This is a genomic window from Ochrobactrum sp. SSR (genome assembly GCF_030067775.1).
Lineage (GTDB): Bacteria > Pseudomonadota > Alphaproteobacteria > Rhizobiales > Rhizobiaceae > Brucella > Brucella teleogrylli.
In genome coordinates this window covers 353,403-379,582 of record NZ_CP125970.1, presented here as the reverse complement: position 1 = coordinate 379,582, position 26,180 = coordinate 353,403, and the positions used below count along the sequence as shown (strand labels likewise).

Here is a 26,180-nt window from a genome sequence, read left to right as displayed (position 1 = left end):
GATTATATCCGCCGTACAGGCAAATTGATTTCAGCTGCCACGAATAGTCCCAATTGGGAGACCAGACTGGTGCCGTTAAACGAGATGGAGAAACGACATGAGAGTGTCGGTACTTTCTTTAGCTGCGGCACTGGCGGTGTTCGCCTTTAATGCCGAAGCCAACCCGGTCGGCAATCTGCAAGCGCCCGCGCAATCGGGACTGGTGCAGAAAGCGGATTACTGGTGCGGCCCCGGCTGGCGCATGTCACGTCGCGGCGTATGTGTTCCCCGATATCGCCGTCCGCCACCCCCGCCTCCCGGTTGGGGATGGGGCCCGCCGCCACCACGCTGGGGCTGGGGTCCGCCGCCAAGAGACTGGCGCCGTCATCATTGGCGCGACGAATATCGCGACGGGCCACCACGCCACAGACCACGCCCCTATTGGGATTGATTCCAAGAAACAGGATCGGGCGGCTGAAGCCGCCCTTTCCTTTGGCATCTGCGTCATCACGTTACGTCATATCTGCTTCGCCCAACGCGAATTTACCGCCAGACCCTGTTGATATCTCAACAAAAATCGAAATTAAAATTTTTTGATTTACGTACCTCATTTTTGCTCCTATGGTTTGTGCGGAGGAGCAGGAATGAAACCTACCGTTCATGATATAGCGCGCACTGCAGGCGTCAGCCTTGCCACGGTTGATCGCGTTTTGAACGACCGTCCCGGCGTCCGGTCCAAAACCCGTGAACGGGTGACGGAGGCGATGAATACGCTTGGCTATGTCCGCGATGTGGGGGCCGCCAATCTGGCCCGCAGCCGGCTCTATCATTTCGATTTCATTGTGCCCGACAATGACAACACCTTCATGCTCAGCCTTCGCGAAGAGATCGCTGTTGCGAGCGAACACGCGCTGACCGAGCGTGTCTCGATCAATCTCGTTCTGGTTCCGGCGTTTGACGAGCTTGCGCTGGTCGCAGCACTTGACGCCAGCGCCCTTGGCAAGCCGGATGGGGTGGCTTTTGTCGCGCTCGATACCGATCCGGTTCGCGCGGCCTGTGACCGGCTGCGCGCAAGCGGCGTGCATGCCGTGACGCTGGTTTCTGACCTCGGCCATTCCGCCCGTGAACATTATGTCGGCGTGGACAATGTTGCAGCGGGACGCACGGCAGCCCGTCTTCTCGGCCTGTTCGCGAATGGGACAGACGGTGTCATCGCCATTCTCACCGGCTCGTTGAAAGTGCGCGATCATCGCGAACGTTTCGACGGCTTCACCTCCGCCATGCGAAGCGATTTTCCGGAACGCTCCATCCTCCCCGCCCTTGAAGGCCTCGACGAAGATGTGCGCGTGGAAAATCTGGTGCGCACCCTCCTTCGCGAGCGCAGCGATATTGCAGGCATCTACAGCCTCGGCGCTGGCAATGGCGGCCTGCTTCGCGCGCTCGCCACCCATGAGGGAAAACGCCCTCTGGTGATTGCCCATGAACGCGACGAAGCCACCTCGCAGGCGCTGGAACAGGGGCTGGTGCATGGCGTTCTGTCACAGGATGCCGGGCATGAAATCCGCAGCGCCATTCGCATCCTGAAAGCGTCCGCAGATCGTCTGCCGATCATTGCGGGGCAGGAACATATCCGCATCGAAATCTTTCTCAAAGATAACTTGCCGCAGTTCTGCTGAACCATCGGCCATCGTGAAATTCCGACAGGAGCCACCATGTATCTCGGCCTCGATCTTGGAACATCCGGCGTCAAAGCGCTTCTGATCGACGACAATCAGCGACTTGTTGGTTCCGCCCATGGCGAGTTGGACGTTTCGCGCCCGCATGCAGGCTGGAGCGAGCAGAACCCCGCCCAATGGATCAGCGCGACTGAAACTGCCATCGACGCCCTGCGGCAAGCTCATCCGAAAGAATTCGCAGCCATCAAGGGCATCGGCCTTTCTGGCCAGATGCATGGTGCGACATTGCTGGACGATACGGATCAGGTGCTGCGCCCCTGCATTCTCTGGAACGACACGCGGAGCTATCGCGAAGCCGCAGAGCTTGATGCCGATCCGGCCTTCCGCACTATTACCGGCAATATCGTCTTTCCGGGCTTTACGGCACCGAAACTGGTCTGGGTCGCCCGCAATGAATCCGAAACCTTCGCCAAGACGCATAAGATACTGTTGCCCAAGGATTATCTGCGCCTCTGGCTAACCGGCGAACACGTATCAGACATGTCGGATTCCGCCGGGACAAGCTGGCTCGACACGGGCGGGCGTCACTGGTCGTCCGAATTGCTTGCAAAGACGGGACTGACCGAAAGCCACATGCCGCGCCTTGCGGAAGGCAGCGACGCCACGGGCCAACTGCGTGCCGAACTCGCCGCGCGCTGGGGTATAGACGGTCGCCCTGTGGTCGCTGGCGGTGCGGGAGACAACGCCGCTTCGGCCTGCGGCATGGGGACTGTAAAGCCCGGCCATGCGTTCGTGTCGCTTGGCACATCCGGCGTCCTGTTTGCCGCCAATGGCGCTTATCAGCCAAAGCCGGAAAGCGCTGTCCATGCCTTTTGCCACGCGCTGCCGGGCACGTGGCACCAGATGGGTGTCATCCTTTCGGCGGCAAGCGCGCTTGACTGGTTCGCGCGTGTCGTCGGCACGACCCCGCACACGCTTGATCAGGAACTGGGTGACACCGTCCAGACGCCCGGCAGTGTAACTTTCCTGCCTTATCTCTCCGGCGAACGCACCCCTTATAATGACGCCAAAATTCGCGGCAGCTTCAATGGTCTCGAACATGAGACCGACCGCAACGCCATGACACAGGCCGTTCTGGAAGGCGTCGCCTTCGCCATTCGCGACAGTCTCGTCGCGCTCCAATCGGCGGGCACCGAAATTCATTCGCTCATCGCAGTTGGCGGCGGTTCCCGCTCGGCCTATTGGCTAAAATCGATCGCAACGGCGCTGAACACGCCCATCTCGCTGCCGGAAGAAGGCGACTTTGGCGCGGCTTTTGGCGCAGCACGTCTGGGGCTGATTGCAGCCAGCGGCGCCGATCCGTTTTCGATCTGCACGCCGCCGCGCACCGCCCGTACTGTCGTGCCGGAACAGGCGCTGCTCTCCGCTTATGACGAAGCCTATCAGCGCTATCGCGCGCTCTACCCGGCCCTGCACTCGTTGGCTGGCTGAAGATCAAAACAAATGGGAGGATAACAATGGCGACCGGATTTTTCGGGGACATCGAGAAAGTTCGTTTTGAAGGCGCAGACAGCGATAATCCGCTGGCATTTCGACACTACAATCCTGACGAGATCGTGCTTGGCAAACGCATGGAAGATCACCTGCGTTTCGCGGTTGCCTATTGGCACACATTCGCCTGGGAAGGTGGCGACCCGTTTGGCGGGCGTACATTTGAGCGGCCTTGGTATTCCAACGATATGGAAGCGGCAAAGCTGAAGGCCGATGTCGCCTTCGAGTTCTTTTCGCTGCTCGGCGCACCGTACTACTGCTTTCACGATGCCGATGTGCGTCCGGAAGGCGCGAACTTCGCGGAAAACACCAAAAACCTTAACGAAATTGTTGATATTTTTGAGAAAAAGCAGGCTGAAACCGGCATAAACCTGCTCTGGGGGACCGCCAATCTCTTCTCTCATCGCCGCTATATGGCGGGCGCGGCAACCAATCCCGACCCGGAAGCTTTTGCCTTCGCGGCGGCCACGGTCAAAACCTGTCTTGACGCCACGATGCGGCTTGGCGGCCAGAATTACGTGCTTTGGGGCGGTCGTGAAGGCTATGAAACGCTACTCAACACCGATCTATCACGCGAACTCGACCATATGGGACGTTTCCTCAATCTGGTTGTCGAGTACAAGCACAAGATCGGCTTCAAAGGCACGATCCTGATCGAACCGAAGCCCCAGGAACCGACCAAGCACCAATATGATTACGATGTGGCCACGGTTTATGGCTTCCTGAAACGCTATGGCCTCGAAAACGAAGTGAAGCTGAACATCGAACAGGGCCACGCCATTCTTGCCGGGCACTCGTTCGAGCATGAACTGGCGCTGGCGCGCACGCTCGGCATCCTCGGTTCCATCGATATGAACCGCAATGATTACCAGTCCGGCTGGGACACGGACCAGTTTCCCAACAATGTGCCGGAAATGGCGCTCGCTTATTATCAGGTGCTTCTTGGTGGCGGTTTCAAAACGGGCGGCACGAATTTCGACGCCAAGCTACGCCGCCAGTCGCTCGACCCGCAGGATCTGCTGATCGGACATATCGGCGGCATGGACTGCTGTGCGCGCGGCCTCAAGGCTGCGGCGCGCATGCTGGAGGATGGCGCGCTTTCAAAGCCGCTGGAGGAACGCTATGCGGGCTGGGGCGGCGACTTCGGCAAGAAGCTTCTGGGGGATATGTCCCTTGAACAGATCACCACTGCCGTTGAAACGCAGGATATCAATCCGCATCCGAAATCAGGCCGTCAGGAATATCTGGAGAACGTGGTCAATCGCTACGTCTGACCTAGCGCATTTCCAGCAAAAGTGCGAAGCGCCTACGCAGGGAAATCAGTCCACTGGACTGATTTCTGTTCCCGCTTCGATACGTAGGATAATGCTTAAGAACAAGTAGATAGAGCGGTTCCCCGATTCTGTTTTAACCGGAACCGCTCTAGATGCTATCAAATCCCGCCATTCGGCGGGGTTTCAACTTAGTTCAACGCCACCGTGTGCGGCTTGCGGCACACGGCAAAACGGTCGAGCTTTTGATCGTAAACCGTTGTTTTGATTTGCATCATGCCAAGCACCGTATGAAACAGATTGTCATGCGAGGACGGTTCGGCAACTGTCTTCTTCAGGCAATCGACGTCAAGTCCCGTATCAGCCGCATAGTCCGGCGCAAACCATGTGATGAACGGCACATGGGTCTGCTGCGATGGCGCAATGAAATACGGCGCGGCATGAAGATAGAGACCATCTTCGCCGAGAGACTCGCCGTGGTCGGACATGTAGATCATCGACGAAGCGAATTTATCTTCATGCGCTTTCAGCATATCAATGACTTCAGACAGGATGTGATCCGTATAAAGGATTGAATTGTCGTATGCATTGACGATCTCGTCATGCGAGCATTTGGCGAAATCGTTGGAGCGGCAATCAGGCTTGAACTTCGCAAACTCTTCCGGGTAACGGCGAAAATAGGCTGGGCCATGGCTGCCCGTCATATGCAGCACGATGGTGGCATTGCCCGAAAGCGCGTTCAGTTCCTTGCCCAGACTATCGACCAGAATCTGGTCGATACATTCGCCGCCCTCGCAGTAACGCGCGTCCTTGACGGCTTGCAGTTCGATCGTCTTGATCCGGTCGGCAACGCCCTTGCTGCCGGTATTGTTTTCATACCAGGCCACTTGGACACCTGCGTGTTGCAGCACGTCCATCAGATTTTCCGATCCACGAAACTTGGTATTGGAAAACTCCTCGCGTGTAAAAGGCGAGAACATGCAGGGCACCGAAACCGAGGTTTCCGTCCCGCAACTCGTCGTGTCGGTGAAGGCGACAACATTGCGCTGCTTCAATTCCGGATTGGTTTCCCGCGAATAGCCGTTGAGGCTGAAATTCTGTGCGCGTGCAGTCTCACCCACGACAACAACCGTCAGCAGCTTCTTATCTGCCGGCAGCTTCGTCATCGCCTGTTTGGCATCAAGCCCGAGCGGCTCCATCGGAATGTCGCGATTCTTGATCGTATGCGCTACATATTGCACCGTGCTGGTGATCGGCGTTCCCGGCATCAGCTTTTGCATAATGTCAGCATTGTGCTCGCGGAACATTGAAGAATAGGCCGCGTAATTCACACCCAATATGGCAATCGACGCCGCGAGACAGGCGAAGATTATCCCCGTATTGACGGCCACCTTGCCGAGCAAGGGCCGATGCTTGACCCGCACCCATACGATCAACAAGGACGGCACAACACCGAACAACATCATGTGCCAAACGAAGCTTGGCGTCAGCAACGCGCCGGATTCAGCCTGCGTGGTCGTCAGCGCGGCCTCAACCACGAATTTGTCGATGATCGTCCCGAATGTATCGGTAAAATAGGAGCCGCCAGCCGCGATCAGGACAAACAGGATCAGGATCGGCTTGATGACGTATTTCGCCGAAAACACCAGAAGCAGCGCGGTATGGAGTAGCACGAGTGCCGCCGCAATGCCCGCCAGTTTCCACGGCGCATCAGCGTAATAAGCGCCGAGTGCATGCCAGAAAGAAGCGTTGGTGAAGATGAAAACGTAGAGCACCGTCAGAAGGCACAATGGGCCGCTGGCGATTGTGGGACGGAATTTCTGCATGGCGTATGTCTCAAGCGGCTCTGTGCGAGACCTGCCCTAAAAGCGGGCAGATCAGAATGACCAACACGCCTTCGCAAGCGTTTGCTTAGAAACATGCAATTAAAATGGTTTTTTAACGGCAGAGCGGCCACAAGGTGGCCGCTCAACTTAATTATTCGCTTCCGATCAGAGATTGACCCAGGCGCCGTTTCTCTTCGACGAGCGGACGCAAGCGTCGATAAAGCTCACACCTAGCAACCCATCGTCAACGGTTGGATAAATCACCGCACCGTCCGGCTTTTTGCCTTCACGATGCGCCTCGATAGCATTGGCTGCTTCGGTATAGATCGTCGCAAAAGCTTCGAGATAGCCTTCTGGATGACCAGCAGGCACACGCGTTACCCGTGCAGCTTCAGGTCCGGCACCCGCACCGCCGCGCGTGATAAGCCGTTTTTCGCCCCCGAACGGGGTAAACCACAGCCGGTTCGGGTCTTCCTGCGCCCATTCAATGCCGCCTTTGGTGCCGTAGACACGCAGGCGAAGCGCATTTTCGTTGCCGGGCGCAACCTGGCTGCACCAGAGCATGCCCTTGGCGCCGCCCGCAAAGCGCAGCATCACATGCGCATTGTCATCAAGACGACGCCCCTCGACAAAACTGTCGAGATCGGCAGCCAGACTGTCCAATGTCAGCCCGGTGACGAAGGATGCAAGATTGAAGGCATGGGTGCCGATATCACCCGTGGCACCACCAAGGCCGGACTGCGCCGGATCGGTGCGCCAGACAGCGCCCTTCGCGCCCGTGGCTTCGACGGCTTCGGTCAGCCAGTCCTGCGCATATTCCACCTGCACAACACGCAGATCGCCCAACTCACCGCTCGTCACCATGGCGCGGGCCTGCCGCACCATCGGGTAACCGGTATAGTTGTGGGTCAGCACGAACAGCGCGCCGCTCTCATCAGCCGCTTTCTTCAGCTTTTTGGCATCGGCCAGCGTGGAGGTCAGCGGCTTGTCGCAAATGACATGGATGCCGCGCTTCAGGAATTCTTTCGCGGCTTCATAGTGAACGTGGTTTGGCGTCACAATGGAAACGGCTTCAATGCCGTTTTTCAACCGCGCTTCGCGGATCGCCATTTCGCGGAAATCCGAATAGATGCGGTCCGACGCCAGTCCCAGTTCACGTCCTGACGCTTGCGCCTTTTCCGGCGAGGACGACAGTGCGCCCGCAACCAGTTCGAAGCGGTTGTCGAGCCGTGATGCCATGCGGTGCACGCCGCCAATGAAGGCCCCTGCTCCACCGCCAACCATCCCAAGCCGGATGCGCGGCGTTGCTGTTTCCTTGGTTTTGGCTTCAATCGTCATGAGTTCCTCATTTCGTCTCAAAGACCCAGCATACGGCGATTGGCAGCGTCATCGGTGCCGCCGGATGCAAAATCGTCGAACGCCTTGTCGGTGACGCGAATAATATGCGCCTTTACGAATTCCGCACCTTCGCGCGCCCCGTCTTCCGGGTGCTTCAAGGCGCATTCCCATTCGACCACGGCCCAGCCGTCAAAATTATTCGCGGCCATTTTGGAGAAGACAGCACCAAAATCAACCTGCCCGTCGCCGAGCGAGCGGAAACGACCGGCGCGATTGACCCAGCCCTGATAGCCGCCATAAACGCCCTGACGTCCGGTCGGGTTGAACTCCGCATCCTTGACGTGGAACATCCTGATCCGGTCTTTGTAGATGTCGATATTGTCGAGATAATCGAGACATTGGAGCACATAATGCGACGGGTCGTAGAGCATGTTGGCGCGCGGGTGGTTCTTCACACGCTCCAGAAACATCTCGAAGGTCACACCGTCATGCAGGTCTTCGCCAGGGTGAATTTCGTAGCAGATATCGACGCCATGCTCCTCGGCATGGTCGAGGATCGGCGTCCAGCGGCGCGCGAGTTCATCAAATGCCGTTTCGACCAGACCGGCTGGCCGCTGCGGCCATGGATAGATAAACGGCCAGGCGAGCGCGCCGGAAAAGGTCGCATGCGCGCCAATACCGAGATTGCGCGACGCCTTGATCGCCATCTTCACCTGTTCGACGGCCCAGGCCTGCCGGGCTTTGGGATTGCCACGCACTTCCGGCACGGCAAAGCCGTCAAAGGCTTCATCATAGGCCGGATGAACAGCGACAAGCTGGCCTTGCAGATGGGTGGAAAGCTCGGTGACAACCACCCCGTTTTCCTTCGCCACCCCGGCGAACTCGTCGCAATAATCCTTGGATTCGGAGGCTTTTTTAAGATCGATCAGCTGGCTTGCCCAGGTGGGCACCTGAACGCCGACATAACCTTTTTCGGCGGCCCATTTGGTGATGCCGTCCCATGTGTTGAACGGCGCTGCATCGCCCGCAAACTGCCCGAGGAAAATCCCCGGCCCCTTGATCGTCTTCATCGAAACTCCTCCAGAATAAAATGAAAATGCGCCCGCCAAACCGGCGGGCGCATACAAACGGATCAGAATGGCGAATCCGGGAAGTAGAACTGCTCGGCATTGTCTTTCGTGACGAGCGTTGCATCGAGGATGTAGTTGCCGCTGACCGGGGTCTGGTCATAGAAATGACCAGCCGTGAGCTGCATGGCCGTGCCCACCATCGCTGGCGGATAGAGCACATCGACCGGCACAAGCTTGTCGCCGTCCATGACCTTCTTGATCATGTCCTTGGAACCGGCACCGGCAACGATATACTGGATATCACTGCGGTTGGCCTGCTTGATGGCTTCGAGAACGCCAACGGCCATGTCGTCATCCTGACACCAGACCACGTCGATCTTCGGATATTTGGTCAGGAAGTCCTGCATGACGCGGAAAGCATCGTCGCGGTTCCAGTTGCCGTACTGGCGGTCGAGAACCTTGACGTTGGAGCCTTCAATGCCCTTGTCAAAGCCGTCCTGACGCTGCTGGTCGATCGGGATCGGCATGCCGCGAATAACCACGACCTGCGCATCCGGCGTGGTCTTTTTGATATATTCGCCTGCAACCTGACCGAGCGCCGGATTGTTACCGGCGACATAGAGATCGCGGATCGAATTGTCATTGTTGCTCGGCGCACGGTCGACCAGCGCGACGAATGTGCCCTTGTCCTTGATTTCCTTGATTGCGTTGACCAGCGGGTCAGGATCGGATGGCAGCACGACCAGCGCGTCAAGCCCCTGCACCGCCAGATCCTGCAACGCATTGGCCTGATTGGCCGCATCCGGCGAGGTCTTAACGATGACGTTCAGGCCCGGATGCTCCTGCATCAAAAGCTTGGCCACGCGCTCGGCGTGATAGACGACACCTGCCGTCCAGCCATGGTCGGCAGCCGGAATTGAAACGCCGATGGTGACTTTCTTGTCCTGTGCACTGGCGACACCGGTAAATGCCATGGCACTTGCAGCCAAAGCGGCGAAAGCAACGCCCAAAAATTTCCTTCGCATGTTTTCCTCCCAAAAAAACGGGGCTTGTCTCTTTCAGTGGACGCATGCCTATTCCCAGCACCGTATCCGGTTTCGGGAGACATACCCCTTTTTGCCGGGATCGCCCCTGCAATCCCGCCAATTCCTGCATGTCATCGTCGCGACAGTGACCGCTGCACCAGCATGGCGATGATGATGATCGCGCCCTGAATGGCCCCGATCAGATATTCGCTGATGAAGTTCGACAGCAGCATGATGTTGCCGACGATCTCCAAAATGAATGCGCCGCAGATGGTGCCCCAGACGCGGGCAACACCGCCGCGCAACGCAGTTCCGCCAACCACAACCGCCGTGATGGCCTGCAATTCCCAAAGAATACCGGTCGTGGCCGAGGTGGAGCCAAGGCGCGGCACGTAAAGCAGCACGGCAACGGCCACACAAAGCCCCTGCACCACATAGGCAATGGTCCGCACGCGCTTGACAGAAATGCCGGAATAGCGCGCCACATCCTCGCTGGAGCCAACCGCAATCACATGCCGCCCATAGCGCGTTCGATAGAGGACGAAGGCAGCAATTGCCGCCGTGACGAAGATGGCGATCACCGGCACAGGCACGCCGAAAACCGTGCCAAAATAGGCCGGGCGATAAAGCGACTGTATGTCTGGATTGCGGAGCGTAATCGCGCCGCCCTGCGACAGCCATGTCGTAAGACCGCGATAGATGCCCATCGTGCCGAGCGTCGCGATGAAAGGCTCGATCCCTCCAACCGTCGTGATCAGTCCGTTCAGGAGGCCGCAGGCCGCACCACCACGACCGCCAGCATGACGGCGGCAATCAGCATCATCACCGGATCGGCGATGATGCCGCTGTTCATGAACAGGATCATGATACTGGCGACAAAGGCCACCATTGCCCCGACGGAAAGATCGAGACCGCCCGACGAGATCACATAGGTCGCGCCGAGCGCGATGATGGCAATGAAGGCGCTGCGCGTTGCGACATTCAGCAGATTGTCAATGCTGATGAAGTTGGGATTGGCGATTGCCCCAAGAACCAGCAGAAGAGCAAGCGCGATGAATGGCGCGATGGCTCTCAGGTCCCAGTCGTTGGACGTCTTCGGTACCCGGCTTTTATCAGTCGCAACCTGTGTCATTGAATTCCCACTCATTGTCTTTTTCTGTTTATTGCCGTTCAGGCCGCTTCTGCATTAACACCGGTCGCCAGAACGACGATGTCATGTTCCGTCATTCGCTCGCCCGTAACCTCGCCCGCGATGCGTCCTTCGCGCATCACGATGATACGGTCGCAAATACCGATCAGCTCCGGCATTTCCGATGACACGACAATGATCGAACGCCCCTCGTCGGCCAGACTGGCGATAAACTGATAAATCTGCTCCTTGGTCCCGACATCGATGCCGCGGGTCGGCTCGTCGATGATGACAATAGATGGATCGAGCATCATCATCTTGGCCAGAAGCAGTTTCTGCTGGTTACCCCCGGACAATTGCCCGGCCAGAATGTCCTTGTTCCCCGTGCGAATGTCGAAATCGCGGATTGCATCATCCAGCGCCACGCGCTCCTTGTTGCGGTCGATCTGGAAGCGGCTGACGAATTTCTTGAGTGAAGCGAGCGTCAGATTGATGCCAAGATCCTTGGTCAGCAACAGTCCCTTGCCTTTGCGATCTTCGCTCAGATAAGCGATGCCCGCCGTCAGACTGTCATGGGCATCGCGGAAATGCGCGGGCTTGCCGTTGTGGCGCACATCGCCCTTACCGGGCCGCAGGCCCACGACGCCTTCCATCAGTTCCGTGCGGCCAGCGCCGACCAGTCCCGCGAAACCCAGTATCTCGCCTCTGTTCAGGCGGAAACTCGCTTCCTTCACATAGCCGGGCACGGAAAAGCCGCTGACCTCCAGAACAGCTTCACCGCCATGCTGCGTTGCGCGGTCTGGATAAAGCTTCGCCACATCGCGCCCGACCATCAGACGCGCCATGTCGGCTGGCTGAAGCTGCGACGCCATATGCGCAGCAACAAGCGTTCCGTCCCGCAGCACGGTTACCCGGTCGGAGATTTCCTTCACTTCCGGCAGGCGATGCGAAATGTAGAGGACCGCCACGCCCTTGGCACGGATATCGCGAATGACCTTCAACAGAGCTTCGGTCTCAACCGGCGTCAGCGAAGCTGTCGGTTCGTCGAAAATCACCACGCGGTGCGGCACCAGCAGAACCCGCGCAATCTGCACCAGCTGGCGTTGCGCTATCGACAGGCTGCCGACCACCGCATCGGGATTAATATCGGCACCGAGGTCCCGTATCGCCTTGCGTGCGCCCTCGCGCATGGAGCGGTCGTTGACCGTAATGCCGTTTAACAGCTCCCGACCGAGATAAATATTTTGCGCAACTGTCAGATCGGGTGCGAGCAATATTTCCTGATGCACAAGGACGATGCCCTGTGCTTCGGCCTCAACCGGATTTGCAAAGGCGATTGGCTTGCCGTCAATAAGGATTTCACCGGCTGTCGGGCGTTCATTGCCTGCAAGAAGCTTCATCAGCGTCGATTTACCGGCGCCGTTCTCGCCGATGATCGCGTGAACCTCACCACCGTAAATTTGCAGATTGATATTTTTCAGCACCTGCACAGGGCCGAAAGATTTCGACAGGGATCGGGCTTCAAGAAGCGCAGTTTTGTCGGGATTTGCAGCCGAAGTCATAAGCGTGCACCGTTCGATGCGCTACGCTTGCAGCCGTAACTTCCCCGCCATTGATCCTGATAATCAAATCGCACGTGAACTCCTCCCAAAGCCTCACAATTGCGAGCTTAACTTTCGTTTTGAGGTACGTAAAGCAAAATTGTGCAAACGTTGTCATTTCAGGGTTACCGAAAGCTGCAATGAACCAGCCGCAACCCTTGCGATCAAATCGGAGATCGCTATATGTATAGCACACCCATATTTTAGATTGCTAAGTAATGTATGACCCGAAACAGGAACTGCACGCCGCGTTCACGATGGGCCTATCCACTGCGGCCCGAAAAATGCGCAACCTATTTGACTCTCGCGTTCGGGCGCTTGGCCTGACGCTATCACGCGCCCGCGTGATGCTGTTGCTTGCGCAGGATCGCGACTGGAACCAGCGCGAACTGGCCGATGCATTGGAAATCGAGCATCCATCGGTTGTCCGCCTGCTGGATGGGCTGGAAAAACAGGAGCTTATCCGCCGTGTTCCGGTGGAAGGCGACCGTCGCGCCAAGCGCATCGAGCTGACGCCTGAAGGACAGGAACAGGTTCGCGAACTTCAGGAAGTGACGCATCATATCCGCGCCGAGCTTCTCGAAAAGATCGACCGTCAATCGCTGGAAAATGCGCTTTTCGTACTGCAGGAAGTGACGCGCACAGCTGAAACCGCACTGGTCACGCAAGACAGTTGAAACCCATCAAATTCCCGTGCCGTCCTCTGGAATTGTTGCGACAGACGGCCTAGATTCAAGTGGAATGACAGGGAGTTTTACCCATGAGCTACAGCAAGAATCCCGAGGCCATCGCCAAACTGTCCCCGGAGCAATATCGCGTTACGCAGGAAAGCGGCACCGAGCGCCCGGGAACCGGCGAATATCTCTATAATAAGGAAGCCGGTATTTACGTCGATATCGTTTCCGGCGAGCCGCTCTTTGCATCCAGCGACAAATACGATTCCCATTGCGGCTGGCCAAGCTTCACCAAGCCGATTGAACCGGCCAATGTCAGCGAGTTGAATGACATCTCACATGGTATGGTTCGCACCGAAGTACGGTCCGCCCATGGCGACAGCCATCTTGGCCATGTCTTCCCGGACGGCCCGGTTGATCGCGGCGGCCTGCGTTATTGCATTAACTCCGCCTCCCTGCGCTTTGTGCCGAAGGCCGAGATGGAAGCCGAAGGCTATGGCGACTATCTCGATCAGGTCGAAGACATCGCATAAACGACAAAGACCGCCTTTTCGCCCCCGCGAAAAGGCGGTCTGTCCTTCAGCGCTCACGCCGATGGCGTCACCAGTCTTTTCAGAAGCGCTTTCAGCTCTTCAATCGAGCGGTCGATTTCGCCCTTCTTCTTCTCAAGTTCAGCAAGCTTTCCGGAAAGCGTTGCGCGCAAATCATCGACCTGACCGAGATCGCTTGCGCCCTCTTTCCAGAGATCGATGAGCTGTTTCGTCTCCGCCAGCGTAAAGCCGATCTGGCGACCAAACAGAATGAGACGCAGACGGGTATGGTCCTCACGGTCATAAAGCCGCGTGACCCCGGCCCGCCGCGGGTTTAACAATCCTTTATCCTCGTAGAAACGCAATGCGCGCAGCGACAGACCAAACTCATGCGCCAGGTCGCCAATCCGGAACAATTGGCTGCGTTGCTGGTAATCTTCTCTGACCTTCAAGCTGCTCCCGGTCAGGAGCTCCGCTATCGTTACAGGCTCTATGGCCTTTTCACTCATATTAATCCCTGTTTCCGCCCCCGGAAACGCCCGTCCACCGCACCAAGGCGCGATGGAACCTCATTGAGAAAACGACTCAAGGTAAAAGCTTCGGCCACACAATGACCGGCCTGCCCGTCGATTCTGGTTGTTCGTACTGCCATGATGAACCCGGCCAGTTCCGAACCCGCAATTTGGTGCCTACCACACCTGCGCGAGCCGTCAGACCGGACAATTTTCGTTCAAAAACAAGCTGAAAACCCGCATATTAACGACTTGTTTACTACGTTTGTACAAATGTAGGTGCAGCAAGTTTCTAAGGTTCTGCGTTCCCGAATTTGCGTCCGGCGACCCTTATCATTTGGAAAAGTGAATTTCTCATGGCAAATCCAGAGCTAGCTTCCGGTTCGCGTTCCAGGATTGATGATTTGAACGCGCATCGCGAGCGTCGCCCCGCATCCGCAGCCATGCAGGAGCTCGACCGCACGCTTGCCGGTCTTGAGCGCCGCCTGATGGAGCTGGAACAGGACGCTCCCGCAGCACCGCATCCGAACGCCCCCTCCTTTGCCGCTCACCAGCCTACCGCCCCGCGCTATGCGGATGAGACCGCAGCCGGTCTCGCAGAAATCGCCGACAATCTGCGCCGCCGTCGGGACAGCCAGGAACAGGCGAAGGCGCGCTTTGCATCGAGCACTGAGATCAGCGATGCCAGCCGTGAAATGTCGCGCATGCAGCGCGCTGCCAGCGAAGAAGGTTTTTCGCAGCGCATGAGTGACGATTTCGATCGCCTCAGCGAAAGCGTGCACCTGCTTGCCGAGCGCAGCAGCGAGGCCAATGCGCAGGCGCTGCGCCGCCAGTTCGATGAATTGAACCGCACCGTCCATACGCTTGCCCGCGAGGAAACCCTGCGCCGTATCGACAATCGCTGGGACCGCTTCGACGCGCAGATGCAGGCTTTCGAAAAGCGTCATGACGCCGTTAATCCGGCGCTCAACGCCATTGGCTCGCGCCTTGAGCAGATGCGCGAAGCCATCGGCACCCTGCCGCAGTCCCATGCTTTCAGCGCCATTGAAGAGCGGATCGGTAGGCTGACCCACTCCATCGAAGACGCGCTGAACCCGCAGAACGCAGCGCCTTTCGAACAGGATATGCTGAACCAGATCGACACCCGGCTTGACGAAATCAGCCGTGCGATCATCGCGACCAGCCGCGCGCAACGTCCCGATCAGGAAGATGCGCGTCGTCTGGAGCGCATCGAGAAGCGCCTTGCCGAGCTTGCAGACCAGATCGACGGTTCGGCTTCCCGACAGAACTCAGATGTCTTGTTCCAGAAGCTGAGCGAGCTATCGCAGCGCATCGATGTGCTGTCCAGCGGACAGGCTCTGCCCGATCGCATCGCCGAACAGCTCGCACACCAGATCAGCCTTCTGGCCAATCAGGTCGCCAAGGTCACGGAAAATCTGAGCCAGTCCGATTATCGCAGCGTTGAAGCCCGCCTCGAAGCCATTGGCCAGAAGCTGGAAAACGCCGAACGGCGCAGCCATGAGCCGGACCCTGCGGTTCTCGACACCATCGACCGCCGTTTCGCGGAACTGACCGAACGGCTGGATGCGCAATATGGCGGCCGCTCCATCGACAGCGACGCGATCCATACGCTCGAAGGTCGTCTTGACGACATTTCGCAGCAGATCTCGCTCGGCTTGCTGCAAGCGCCGCATTATGAAATGCCAAATCTGGCCGACAGCGAAGCCATCCGCAATCTGGAAGATCAGATTGCCAATATCGCCCACCATCTGGCCCAGCCGGTTGCCGAACTCGCCCAGATCAAGCCGCGCCTCGATTCCATCGAACGTTCGCTCGAAACGAACCGAGAGACCGTTCTCGACGCGGCGCGTGAAGCGGCGGAAAGCGCCGTTGCGCGTGTTCTCCAGCACGGTAGCCAGGGCGACACAGCCATTGCCCGTCAGCTCGCGGACGATATGAAGTCGCTGGAAATGCTGGCCCGCAATACGGACGAGCGCAACAGCAAGACCTTTGAAGCCGTGCACGACACGCTGGTCAAGATCGTGGATCGCCTGTCCCGGCTTGAACAGGATATGGGCGGTCAGGGCAGTGAAAGCCTTGCCAATCGCAATCCGGACAAGCGTGAAGACGATGCGCGCCCGGCCATGGCTTTGGCGGGCGACCCGGCACCGCGCTTTTCCGCTCCGGAAACCGGTGCCCCGCGCCTGAACACGCCTCGTTCGCCTGCAGCCGCTGCCGCCGAAGCTGCCTTTGCCACCATTCAGGGCGAAACCGCTGTCGTTGCTGCGCCCGTTGGCGAAGCTTCCGGCAAGTCGTCGCTGTTCGGGGGGCTTGCCAAGGCAATGCGCGGACGTCGCGCTGACAAGAACGGCGCGAATACCGATGGCGATCTCAAGGCCGAAAGCTTCGACAAAAACGACGCCCCGGCTTTCGAAAGTGAAATGGCCACTGTCGAACTCATCGTCGAGAGCGAACCGGATGCCCGGTTCGGCGGCGATCATATGCCCGACCTCAACTCCATCATGAAGCGCGTGCGCGAAGAACGCCGCCAGCGCGAAGATGCAGCCGACGCCGCTCTGGCAGCCAATGGCAAGGTTGATTTTATCACTGCCGCCCGCCGCGCCGCACAGCTTGCAGCCGCCGAATCCGAACAACTCCAGAAGGGTTCGGTCAAGGGCGCAGGCAAGAAGAAAAAGTCCGTTGGCGATGTCATGCAGCGTCAGCGCAAGCCGATCCTGATGGCAATCGGTGCCGTCATGATCGCCATGGCGGGTCTGCAAGTCGGCAGCGCCTTCCTCACCCGCGATGAACCGACCGACGCGACTGTCGATGTTGCTCCGCAGCCGGAAGCGCCCGTCGCTGAGACACCAGCAGCAGCACCGCAGGCTCCGGTTCAAGCTGAGGCACCACAAATTATCGAGCCGCGTCAGGAAAAGGCCGAAGCGCCCGCTGCATCGGAACCATCGTCCACCATTGAAACGGTCATCGCCAGCGCGCCGACCACTCCGGTCGAAGCCTCTGCGCCTGCAGAGACCACGTCACCTTCCGCACCCGCTCAAGTCGCTCTTCCGGCCATCCCGGAAGAAGCGGGTCCGGCTGCCTTGCGCGAAGCCGCCGCCAAGGGCGATGCCCGCGCCTTGTTCGAAATCGGCAATCGCTACATGGAAGGTCGCGGCGTCACCGCCGACTTTACCAAAGCCGCACAATGGTATGACATTTCCGCCGGTCAGGGTTTTGCACCGGCACAGTATCGCCTTGGCAATTTCAATGAAAAAGGCCTCGGCATGCCCCGCGATCTGGACAAGGCCAAGACCTGGTATCAGCTTTCGGCGCAACAGGGCAATGCAAGCGCGATGCACAACCTCGCCGTTCTGTTCGCAACCGGCGCAAACGGCGCTCCGGACAATGCGTCGGCCGCCCGCTGGTTTACCGAAGCTGCCGACCTCGGCGTGAAGGACAGCCAGTTCAATCTCGGCATTCTTGCCGCCAAGGGCCTCGGTGTCCCGGTTAATCTGGAAGAAAGCTACAAATGGTTCGCGCTTGCCGCCAATTCCGGTGACAAGGACGCCGCCCAGAAGCGCGACCAGATCGCCGAAGCGCTGAAGCCGGAACAGCTGGAACAGGCGAAGGCCACCGTCCAGTCATGGAAGGCAAAGCCGCTTAACGAGGCCACCAATTCCATTGACGTGCCGGATGCCTGGACGGAAGCCAAGCCGACCACCACCGGCTCGGTGGATATGAAGAAGGCAGTTCGCAACATCCAGCTTATTCTCAAGAAGAACGGCTATGATGTCGGCACGGCAGACGGCGTGATGGGCGGCAAGACCCGCACGGCCATTGCCTCGTTCCAGAAGGCCAACGGGCTGCAGCCAACCGGCAATGTCGATCAGAAGCTGGTTCAGCTGCTGCTGCAGAAAAATACATAGAAAAAGCGGCTAACCATTGCAGGAAAGTAACACGTCCCGCGCAAGGTAACCGTAATACCAATCGGCGTTTGACTTCGCGGATCGGGCAGCGCAAGACGGTTAGGTGAACAGGCCTCGCGGGATTGCGCGACCGCAGCGGGCCCGAGAAGCGTATGCGTCCGTGAGAGCCGGGTTCGGAATTGGGTATTTATCTTCCCATTGCAGAATTATCGGTCAACATGCTGGTTCTGCTCAGCATGGGCGCTGCGGTCGGCTTTCTTTCCGGCCTGTTCGGTGTGGGCGGTGGATTTCTGATCACGCCACTGCTGATCTTCTACAATATTCCGCCTGCCATTGCGGTTGCGACCGGCGCCAATCAGGTTATCGCTTCGTCTGTTTCCGGTGCGCTCGTTCATTTCAAACGGCGAACGCTGGATATCAAGCTCGGCCTGTTTCTCGTTGCTGGCGGTATCGTCGGCTCGCTGCTCGGTATTTTTGTCTTCTCATGGCTGCGCGAACTGGGCCAGCTCGATCTGATCGTATCGATCCTCTACGTATTTTTCCTCGGCAGTGTTGGCGGGCTAATGCTGGTGGAAAGCCTGCGCGCTTTGCGGCGGGTCAAGAAAGGCGGCGCCATACGCCGCCCCGGCCAGCACACTTGGATCCACAGGCTGCCGTTCAAAATGCGGTTTCGCGCCTCGACCATCTATGTCAGCATCATCCCGGTTCTCGGCATCGGCTTCTTTATCGGTCTGTTGTCGTCGATCATGGGCGTCGGCGGCGGCTTCATCATGGTGCCCGCGCTGATCTATCTTTTGCATGTGCCGACCAATGTGGTTGTGGGCACTTCGCTCTTCCAGATTACATTCGTGACCGCTTTCACCACGGTCATGCAGGCGACCACCAACCAGTCTATCGATATCGTACTGGCTTTCCTGCTGATGATTGGCGGCGTGATCGGCGCGCAATATGGTGCGCGCGCTGGCCAAAAACTGCGCGGCGAACAATTGCGCCTTTTGCTGGCCCTGCTTGTGCTGGCCGTTGCATTGCGTCTTGCCTTTGGCCTCTTCGTGCGGCCTGATAATCTGTTCTCGATCACGATAGCGGATTTTTGAGATGCGGAGCGCTGCCCTCGTCTCAGCACTCACTCTTTCGCTTCTCGCGAGCGCCGCATTCGCGCAAATTAATGCCAGTGGCGACGGCAATACAGTCCCACAGTTGCAGACGCCTGCGGAAGAAACGATCGATATCGGCCTTTCGACCGAAACCATCGCCATCACCTCCAACTTCGGGGGCACGGATCTGACGATTTTCGGCGCGCTGGACAATGCCGATCCGATGATCCAACGGCAGGGGCGTTACGATATTATCGTGGTTTTGCAGGGGCCGGAACGCAACCTGGTGGTGCGCAAGAAGGAGCGTTATCTGGGCGTCTGGATCAACGCCGATTCAGAGACTTTTCTCGGCGTTCCGCTATCCTATTCGCTCGCCTCGACGCGCAATCTTCAGGATATTGCGGATGAAAAAGTCTACCGTCAGCTTTCGGTCGGCGTGCGCAATTTCTATCTGAACCCGGAAGACCCTTCGAGCCTGTCGGGCAACATTCCGAAATTCGGAACCGAGCTTCGCGAGATGAAAATCCGGCAGGGCCTCTACAATCAGCGCATTGGTGGCGTGGAATTCGTGTCACGCACCTTGTTTCGCGCGACGCTCAACCTGCCAGCCAATGTGCCGGTTGGACGACACAAGGCGCGTGCACTTTTGTTTCGCAACGGCGTCTTTCTGCGCGAAGCCAATGCCGGTCTGGAAATCGTCAAGGCCGGTCTGGAGCAAAGCGTTTATAACGCCGCCCACCAATATAGCCTGCTCTATGGTCTGTTCGCGGTTTTTCTGGCGGTCTTCACCGGCTGGTTCGGACGTATTCTGTTCAGGAAAGACTAGAGCATTTCCAGCAAAAGTGCGAAGCGCCTACGCGGGGAAATCAGTTCACTGGACTGATTTCTAATCCCGCTTCGATGCGTCGGATAATGCGTAAATGCAAAGGTTCAACCGCCATGCAGCGCGCCGCGGGCAATCGGATAGACCTTGCCTTGCCCCAGCATATAGGCGCGTAACGTTTCATCGACAAAAAGGCCGCGAAAGGCGCGGTCCAGCACGTTGAGCGCGCCGGTATATGCACCGAAAGCGGGCATGATCAGCCTTTCGCCATCGCTGACGAAACAGGGACGACGCACGGAGCGCCCACGCCGCACGATGCGCGCCGCCGGATGCAGATGGCCCGCAATCTCGCCCTGCCCAAGCATGCGCGAGGGTTCGTGCCGGAACACAAGCGGTCCCACCGCCAGTTCCTCCACACAATCGCCCGGTAGATCGACCGGGCGTTCGGGATCGTGATTGCCGGTGATCCAGAACCAGTCGCGATTTTCCATCAGCGATTTCAGTCGGATGGCGTAAAGCGACGGCAGGCGTTCGCTGGCTTTCGGATCATGAAAACTGTCGCCAAGGCTGATGATCACCTTCGGCTGGTAACGGGCGACTGCCACAGCAAGCATATCGAGCGTTGCCGCCGTATCATAAGGTGGGATCAGTTGCCCACGCCGGGCGAAGGATGAGCCTTTTTCCAGATGCAGATCAGACACGACCAGCATGGCGAGATCGGGCAGAAACAGTGCGCCGGAAGGATCGCAAACGGCGGCAATGCCGCGCACTTGCGTGTGCGCGAGACTATAGGCCTCGCCATTGCTCCAGACAGCCGCTCTCATTCCGAAACCCTCATTCTCATTTCTTATTCCATCGCCTCGCGGATGAGATCGTCAGCTGTTTCCTCAAGCAGCATTTCATCGCCCTCGCCTGCCACACGCTCGCGCCCGATTTCCAGCATCACCGGCAGGGCCAGCGGCGAAATATGCTCAAGCGGCTTGTGCAAGATATGACCTTTCACGCGCGCCAGCATGTCGCCGAGGCGCTTGATATCGAGAAGCCCTGTCGCGGCATCCGCCCGCGTTGCCCGCAAGAGGATATGGTCGGGTTCATGGCCGCGTAGCACGTCATAGATCAGATCGGTAGAAACAGTCACCTGCCGCCCGGTCTTTTCCAACCCCGGATGACGGCGCTCGATCAAACCGGAAATCACGGCACAATTGCGGAAAGTCCGCTTCAAAAGATAGCTTTCGTCAAGCCATGCTTCGAGATCGTCGCCCAGCATGTCCTCATCGAACAGGCGGGTGAGGTTTAGCGAACCGGAGCGGATCATCGCGCCCATGTCCTTCAGCCCCCACAGGCCCAGTGAATAATCGGTGGCGACGAAGCCCAACGGATGGGCGCCCATCCGTTCCAGCCGGCGCGTCAGCAACATGCCGAGCGTCTGATGGGCCAGCCTGCCCTCAAACGGATAGGCCACCATGTAGAACCGACCACCCCGCGGAAAAGTTTCGATCAGCAATTCATCGGTGCGCGGCAGCACGGATTTGAATTCCTGCACCTCCAGCCACTCGCGCACCTGTTCGGGCAGAAACTGCCAGCGTGTGCGATCAGCCAGCATGGCGCGCACCTGAGAGGCAAGATAAGTCGAAAGCGGGAACTTCCCGCCCGCATAGACCGGTATTTTCGCATCCTGACCGGCAGCACTCGTGGCGATGCATTCGTTTTCGCGAATACCTTCGAAGCGTAACACCTTGCCCGCAAACAGGAAAGTGTCGCCGGATGTCAGCGTTTCCAGAAAATATTCTTCGATCCGGCCCAGAACACGCCCGCCATAGGCGCTGGCTTTCTTGCCGCCACGTGTGAGCCGCACGTTCAGCTCCGGCGCTTCGACAATCGTGCCGATGTTCAGGCGATATTGCTGCGCGATCCGCGGATTGGACACCCGCCACCTGCCATCCACCGTCTTGCGGATTTTGGCAAAGCGCTCATAGGTTTTGAGCGCATAACCGCCCGTTGCGACAAAATCCAGAATGCGATCAAAGCTTTGGCGGGAAAGGTTCATGTAGGGTGCAGCACTGCGCACTTCGGCAAAAAGCTGATCGGCATTAAACGGTTCGGCGCAGGCCATGCCGAGCACATGCTGCGCCAGCACATCGAGCGCGCCGTCGATCAGCGGCGGCGTATCCTGCGCGCCGAGATAATTGGCGTCGAGTGCGGCGCGACATTCCATCACCTCAAAACGATTGGCAGGCACGAGAATGGCGCGGCTCGGCTCGTCCATGCGGTGATTGGCGCGACCGATACGCTGTGCCAGACGGCTCGCCCCCTTTGGCGCGCCGACATGGATGACCAGATCGACATCGCCCCAATCAATACCGAGATCAAGCGTGGAAGTGGCGACAACCGCCCGCAACGTATTGGCGGCCATGGCCTGTTCGACCTTGCGGCGCTGGCTGGCATCGAGCGAACCGTGATGCAAGGCAATCGGCAGCGTATCTTCATTGATGCGCCACAGCTCCTGAAACAGCATTTCCGCCTGACTGCGCGTATTGACGAAAAGCAGCGTGGTGCGATGCGCCCGGATCGCCTCATAGACATCGGCAGTGGCATAGCGTGCGGAATGCCCGGCCCACGGCACCCGTTCCTCGGAATCGAGGATGGATATTTCCGGTTTCGCGCCACCATCCACCGTCACCAGTCCGGCTTTGGGATCGGTGCCGTCCTGCTCCACAAGCCACTGGCGCAATTGGTCCGGCTCGGCCACGGTCGCTGACAGCCCGATGGTCTGCAATTGCGGTTGCAGACGGCGCAGCCGCGCCAGCCCCAGCGCCAGCAAGTGGCCGCGCTTGGAAATCACCAGCGAATGCAACTCGTCCAGCACCACATAGCGCAATCCCTTGAAGAACTGGTCCGCCCCCTTGGACGCGATCAGCAAGGCCAGCTGTTCCGGTGTGGTTAGCAGAATATCCGGCGGTGCCAGTTTCTGCCGCTGGCGCTTATGCGCAGGCGTATCGCCGGTGCGGGTCTCGATGGTGATATCAAGCCCCATTTCCTCGACCGGCACTGTGAGGTTGCGATGGATATCGACCGCCAGCGCCTTCAGCGGCGAAATATACAACGTATGAACGCCGCGCTTCGCCATACCCGGCTTTTTACGGCCTTTCCGCTCAAGATCCACCAGCGCGGGTAAAAACCCGGCCAGCGTCTTGCCAGCGCCAGTCGGCGCAATCAACAAGGTCGATTGCCCGTCTTCTGCCCGCGCCAGCAATTCAAGCTGATGGGCGCGCGGAGACCAGCCCTTGGAACCGAACCATTCAACAAAACGGTCCGGCAGGGCAAAAGCGGCTGATGCGGCAGCGGGTTTCAAATTCAGTGTCACACGCCCAATCTAATAGCCACGCCGCATCACGCCAAGATGTTTGTTCACTTTTGTTCTCATTTTGTCAGCAATGACGCCACCCTTCTCTTTTCAGCGGAAAGGTGCTGACCTATCTTTGGCTTATGCGCTTCAATCAGCTCTTATGTTCCTCTCCGAAAGGTCTTTATTGCCCGCCCGGCGATTTTTACATCGATCCGGTACGCCCGGTGGAGCGCGCACTGATCACCCATGGTCATTCCGATCATGCCCGCGCAGGACACACCCATGTTCTGGCCACGCAGGAAACACTCGACATCATGCGGCTTCGCTATGGCGAGGGTTTTGCCGAAACCGTGCAGCCAGTGGCTTTAGGTGAAACGCTGACGATCAACGGCGTTCGCGTCAGTTTTCACGGCGCTGGCCATGTGCTCGGTTCGGCGCAAATCGCCGTCGAGAAAGATGGGACCCGCATCGTTGCATCGGGCGACTATAAGCGCGCCGCCGACCCGACCTGCGCGCCATTCGAGCCGATCAAATGCGATGTCTTCATCACCGAAGCGACATTCGCGCTGCCGGTCTTCCGTCACCCGGATGCATCGCATGAAATCGCAAAGCTTTTGAAATCACTCACGCTCTTTCCCGAGCGCGCGTATCTGGTCGGCGCTTATTCGCTCGGCAAGGCGCAGCGCGTGATCAAGCTCATTCGCAATGCGGGCTATAGTGATCCGATCTATATTCACGGCGCTTTGGAAACATTGTGCGACTATTACCAGATGCGCGGTATCGACCTCGGCCCCCCTTGAACCCGCAACGCTGGAGCGTGGCGAGAAGCTGCCTGATTTTGCGGGTAAGATCATCGTCGGCCCGCCGACCGCCTTTTCCGACCGCTGGGCGCGACGTTTTCCCGATCCCGTTCCGGCCTTCGCCTCCGGCTGGATGCGCATCCGCCAGCGCGCCAAGCAACAGGGCATCGAACTGCCGCTGATCATCTCCGACCATTGCGACTGGGATGAGCTGACGGAAACGATATCGGAAATTGCGCCCGCCGAAGTCTGGGTCACGCATGGGCGGGAGGAAGCTCTGGTTCGGTGGTGCGAATTGCAGAACATTCCGGCGAAGCCGCTGCATCTTATCGGCTACGAAGATGAGGGCGATTGATGCGCGCTTTCGCCGAACTTCTCGACCGTCTGGTTCTCACCCCGCAGCGTAATGGCAAGCTACGCCTGCTTGCCGATTATTTCCGCACCACACCCGATCCCGACCGTGGGCTGGCGCTGGCCGCCATCACGCGCGATCTGGAATTGCAAAGCGTGAAACCCGCCATGCTGCGCGCCCTGATCGCGGAACGGACGGACCTGACGCTTTTCGCTTATTCCTATGATTATGTCGGCGATCTGGCCGAAACCATTTCGCTGATCTGGCCCGGCCCCAGCGAGACCTCGCCGGGCACCAATCTTTCGCTCGGCGTTGTGGTGCACGAACTGCAACATGCCTCGCGCCGTGAAGGCCCGATACTGGTTGCAGGCTGGCTTGATCTTCTCGGCATATCGGAGCGTTATGCCCTGCTGAAACTTGTAACCGGCGGCTTGCGCATCGGCGTTTCAGCGCGTCTTGCCAAACAGGCGCTCGCCGATTTCGGCGGCGTGGACGTGACGGAGATCGAAGAACTCTGGCATGGCCAGTCACCGCCCTATACGGCGCTGTTTGCCTGGCTGGAAGGCCTTGCTCCCAAACCAGCCGCAACTGCCGATGCGCCCTTTCGCCCTGTCATGCTGGCCACCGCACTGGATGAAGCAGAGATTTCCTCGCTCGATCCAGCCGCATTCAGCGCGGAATGGAAATGGGACGGGATTCGTGTGCAAGCCGTCTCGGAAAACGGGGTGCGCAAGCTTTATTCACGCACCGGCGATGATATTTCCGGCGCATTTCCGGATGTGCTGGAGGCAATGGACTTTGAAGGCGCCATTGATGGCGAACTTCTCGTCGGGCATCACGGTGAAACCGGCATTGAAACCGCCACTTTCTCCGACCTGCAGCAGCGATTGAACCGCAAGACCGTCAGCGCCAAACAATTGCGCGACTATCCGGCTTTCATCCGCGCTTATGATCTATTGCAAGACGGCAACCAGCAATCCGGTGAGGATTTGCGCGCCCTGCCCTTTGCCGAGCGCCGCAAACGCCTTCAAACCTTCGTCAGCACACTCGACCCGCGCCGGTTCGATCTGTCGCCCGTGCTGTCCTTCGCCGATTTCGGCGAACTGGCCGCCTTGCGCGTCAACCCTCCGCACCCGGTCATCGAGGGCGTGATGTTGAAACGGCATGATAGTGCCTATCTTCCCGGTCGCCCCAAGGGACCGTGGTTCAAATGGAAGCGCGATCCGTTCACTGTCGATGCGGTGGTTGTCTACGCGCAGCGCGGCCACGGCAAACGCTCCAGCTACTATTCCGACTTCACCTTCGCGGTCTGGACAGGACCGGAAGACGAGCCGGTTCTGGTGCCGGTCGGCAAGGCCTATTTCGGCTTCACCGATGAGGAACTGAAACTGCTGGACAAATTTGTTCGCGAAAACACCATCGAGCGTTTCGGCCCGGTGCGTTCGGTCCGCGCAGAACCCGATCACGGTCTGGTCGTGGAAGTGGCCTTTGAGGGATTGAACCGCTCAACACGACATAAATCCGGTGTCGCCATGCGTTTTCCGCGCTTCTCGCGCCTGCGCTGGGATAAACCGCCCCGCGAAGCGGATCGGCTTGAAACGCTGGAAAAGCTGCTCAGCTAAATCTCCTCCAAACCCGGAGAAGAAAAGCCAGCAAC

18 protein-coding genes and 2 pseudogenes are annotated in these 26,180 nt (G+C 58.4%); 11 read left to right on the top strand and 9 right to left on the bottom strand.

Features of this window, described 5'->3' with window-relative positions; genetic code table 11:
* Window positions 1-97: 97 nt before the first annotated feature.
* The 4 genes from QLQ11_RS13265 to xylA all read left to right on the top strand — a co-directional run bounded on the left by QLQ11_RS13265 (window position 98) and on the right by xylA (window position 4,480).
* Window positions 98-430, top strand: coding sequence for a hypothetical protein (locus QLQ11_RS13265; RefSeq protein WP_124915971.1), 333 nt, complete (start codon window positions 98-100; stop codon window positions 428-430).
* Window positions 431-623: 193 nt separating this feature from the next.
* Window positions 624-1,655, top strand: a complete 1,032-nt coding sequence (locus tag QLQ11_RS13260) for a LacI family DNA-binding transcriptional regulator (RefSeq protein WP_109367556.1) — start codon at window positions 624-626, stop codon at window positions 1,653-1,655.
* A gap of 36 nt (window positions 1,656-1,691) precedes the next feature.
* The gene (xylB, locus tag QLQ11_RS13255) at window positions 1,692-3,146 is read left to right on the top strand and encodes a xylulokinase (RefSeq protein WP_124915972.1); all 1,455 of its coding nucleotides are present in this window, start codon (window positions 1,692-1,694) and stop codon (window positions 3,144-3,146) included.
* A 26-nt stretch (window positions 3,147-3,172) separates the two neighbouring features.
* Window positions 3,173-4,480 carry a xylose isomerase gene (gene xylA / locus QLQ11_RS13250; RefSeq protein WP_109367558.1) on the top strand — a complete coding sequence of 436 codons (1,308 nt, stop codon included), beginning with the start codon at window positions 3,173-3,175 and terminating at the stop codon, window positions 4,478-4,480.
* Window positions 4,481-4,668: 188 nt separating this feature from the next.
* Here xylA and QLQ11_RS13245 read toward each other — a convergent pair whose 3' ends face one another.
* The 6 genes and pseudogenes from QLQ11_RS13245 to QLQ11_RS13220 form a co-directional block, all read right to left on the bottom strand.
* The gene (locus tag QLQ11_RS13245) at window positions 4,669-6,303 is read right to left on the bottom strand and encodes a phosphoethanolamine transferase (RefSeq protein ID WP_109367559.1); all 1,635 of its coding nucleotides are present in this window, start codon (window positions 6,301-6,303) and stop codon (window positions 4,669-4,671) included.
* A gap of 165 nt (window positions 6,304-6,468) precedes the next feature.
* Window positions 6,469-7,641, bottom strand: coding sequence for a Gfo/Idh/MocA family protein (locus QLQ11_RS13240; protein ID WP_109367560.1), 1,173 nt, complete (start codon window positions 7,639-7,641; stop codon window positions 6,469-6,471).
* Between the two features lie 17 nt (window positions 7,642-7,658).
* Window positions 7,659-8,711 carry a sugar phosphate isomerase/epimerase gene (locus QLQ11_RS13235; protein WP_109367561.1) on the bottom strand — a complete coding sequence of 351 codons (1,053 nt, stop codon included), beginning with the start codon at window positions 8,709-8,711 and terminating at the stop codon, window positions 7,659-7,661.
* Window positions 8,712-8,773: 62 nt separating this feature from the next.
* Window positions 8,774-9,736, bottom strand: coding sequence for a substrate-binding domain-containing protein (locus QLQ11_RS13230; protein WP_109367562.1), 963 nt, complete (start codon window positions 9,734-9,736; stop codon window positions 8,774-8,776).
* Between the two features lie 131 nt (window positions 9,737-9,867).
* A pseudogene (locus tag QLQ11_RS13225) lies at window positions 9,868-10,868 on the bottom strand (ABC transporter permease).
* Window positions 10,869-10,906: 38 nt separating this feature from the next.
* A complete protein-coding gene (locus tag QLQ11_RS13220) occupies window positions 10,907-12,427 on the bottom strand; it encodes a sugar ABC transporter ATP-binding protein (protein WP_109367564.1) in 1,521 nt (506 codons plus the stop codon).
* Between the two features lie 257 nt (window positions 12,428-12,684).
* On the opposite strand from QLQ11_RS13220, the gene QLQ11_RS13215 reads away from it, so the two are divergent.
* Both QLQ11_RS13215 and msrB read left to right on the top strand, forming a co-directional pair.
* Window positions 12,685-13,143, top strand: coding sequence for a MarR family winged helix-turn-helix transcriptional regulator (locus QLQ11_RS13215; RefSeq protein ID WP_109367565.1), 459 nt, complete (start codon window positions 12,685-12,687; stop codon window positions 13,141-13,143).
* 83 nt (window positions 13,144-13,226) lie between these two features.
* Entirely contained in the window at window positions 13,227-13,673 is a 447-nt protein-coding gene (msrB, locus tag QLQ11_RS13210) for a peptide-methionine (R)-S-oxide reductase MsrB (RefSeq protein ID WP_109367566.1), read from the top strand.
* 53 nt (window positions 13,674-13,726) lie between these two features.
* Here the strand turns inward: msrB and QLQ11_RS13205 are convergent, their stop codons facing one another.
* Window positions 13,727-14,179, bottom strand: a complete 453-nt coding sequence (locus QLQ11_RS13205) for a MerR family transcriptional regulator (protein ID WP_109367567.1) — start codon at window positions 14,177-14,179, stop codon at window positions 13,727-13,729.
* Window positions 14,180-14,886: 707 nt separating this feature from the next.
* On the opposite strand from QLQ11_RS13205, the gene QLQ11_RS13200 reads away from it, so the two are divergent.
* The 3 genes from QLQ11_RS13200 (at window position 14,887) to QLQ11_RS13190 (ending at window position 20,028) form a co-directional block, all read left to right on the top strand.
* Window positions 14,887-18,108 (top strand): peptidoglycan-binding protein, encoded by a 3,222-nt coding sequence (locus QLQ11_RS13200; RefSeq protein WP_371831106.1) that lies wholly within the window; start codon window positions 14,887-14,889, stop codon window positions 18,106-18,108.
* Between the two features lie 218 nt (window positions 18,109-18,326).
* Window positions 18,327-19,202, top strand: coding sequence for a sulfite exporter TauE/SafE family protein (locus QLQ11_RS13195; RefSeq protein WP_235858985.1), 876 nt, complete (start codon window positions 18,327-18,329; stop codon window positions 19,200-19,202).
* 1 nt (window position 19,203) lies between these two features.
* Window positions 19,204-20,028 carry a TIGR02186 family protein gene (locus QLQ11_RS13190; RefSeq protein WP_109367570.1) on the top strand — a complete coding sequence of 275 codons (825 nt, stop codon included), beginning with the start codon at window positions 19,204-19,206 and terminating at the stop codon, window positions 20,026-20,028.
* A gap of 104 nt (window positions 20,029-20,132) precedes the next feature.
* Here QLQ11_RS13190 and pdeM read toward each other — a convergent pair whose 3' ends face one another.
* Both pdeM and QLQ11_RS13180 read right to left on the bottom strand, forming a co-directional pair.
* The gene (pdeM, locus tag QLQ11_RS13185; protein WP_109367571.1) at window positions 20,133-20,849 is read right to left on the bottom strand and encodes a ligase-associated DNA damage response endonuclease PdeM; all 717 of its coding nucleotides are present in this window, start codon (window positions 20,847-20,849) and stop codon (window positions 20,133-20,135) included.
* A gap of 23 nt (window positions 20,850-20,872) precedes the next feature.
* Window positions 20,873-23,389, bottom strand: coding sequence for a ligase-associated DNA damage response DEXH box helicase (locus tag QLQ11_RS13180; RefSeq protein WP_109367572.1), 2,517 nt, complete (start codon window positions 23,387-23,389; stop codon window positions 20,873-20,875).
* A gap of 122 nt (window positions 23,390-23,511) precedes the next feature.
* Here QLQ11_RS13180 and QLQ11_RS13175 point away from each other — a divergent pair.
* Both QLQ11_RS13175 and QLQ11_RS13170 read left to right on the top strand, forming a co-directional pair.
* Window positions 23,512-24,526: pseudogene (locus QLQ11_RS13175) on the top strand (ligase-associated DNA damage response exonuclease).
* On the top strand, window positions 24,526-26,145 hold the full coding sequence (locus tag QLQ11_RS13170) for a cisplatin damage response ATP-dependent DNA ligase (RefSeq protein ID WP_109367573.1): 1,620 nt from the start codon (window positions 24,526-24,528) through the stop codon (window positions 26,143-26,145). The pseudogene QLQ11_RS13175 and the gene QLQ11_RS13170 overlap by 1 nt, the downstream one beginning before the upstream one ends.
* The last annotated feature ends 35 nt before the right edge of the window (window positions 26,146-26,180 follow it).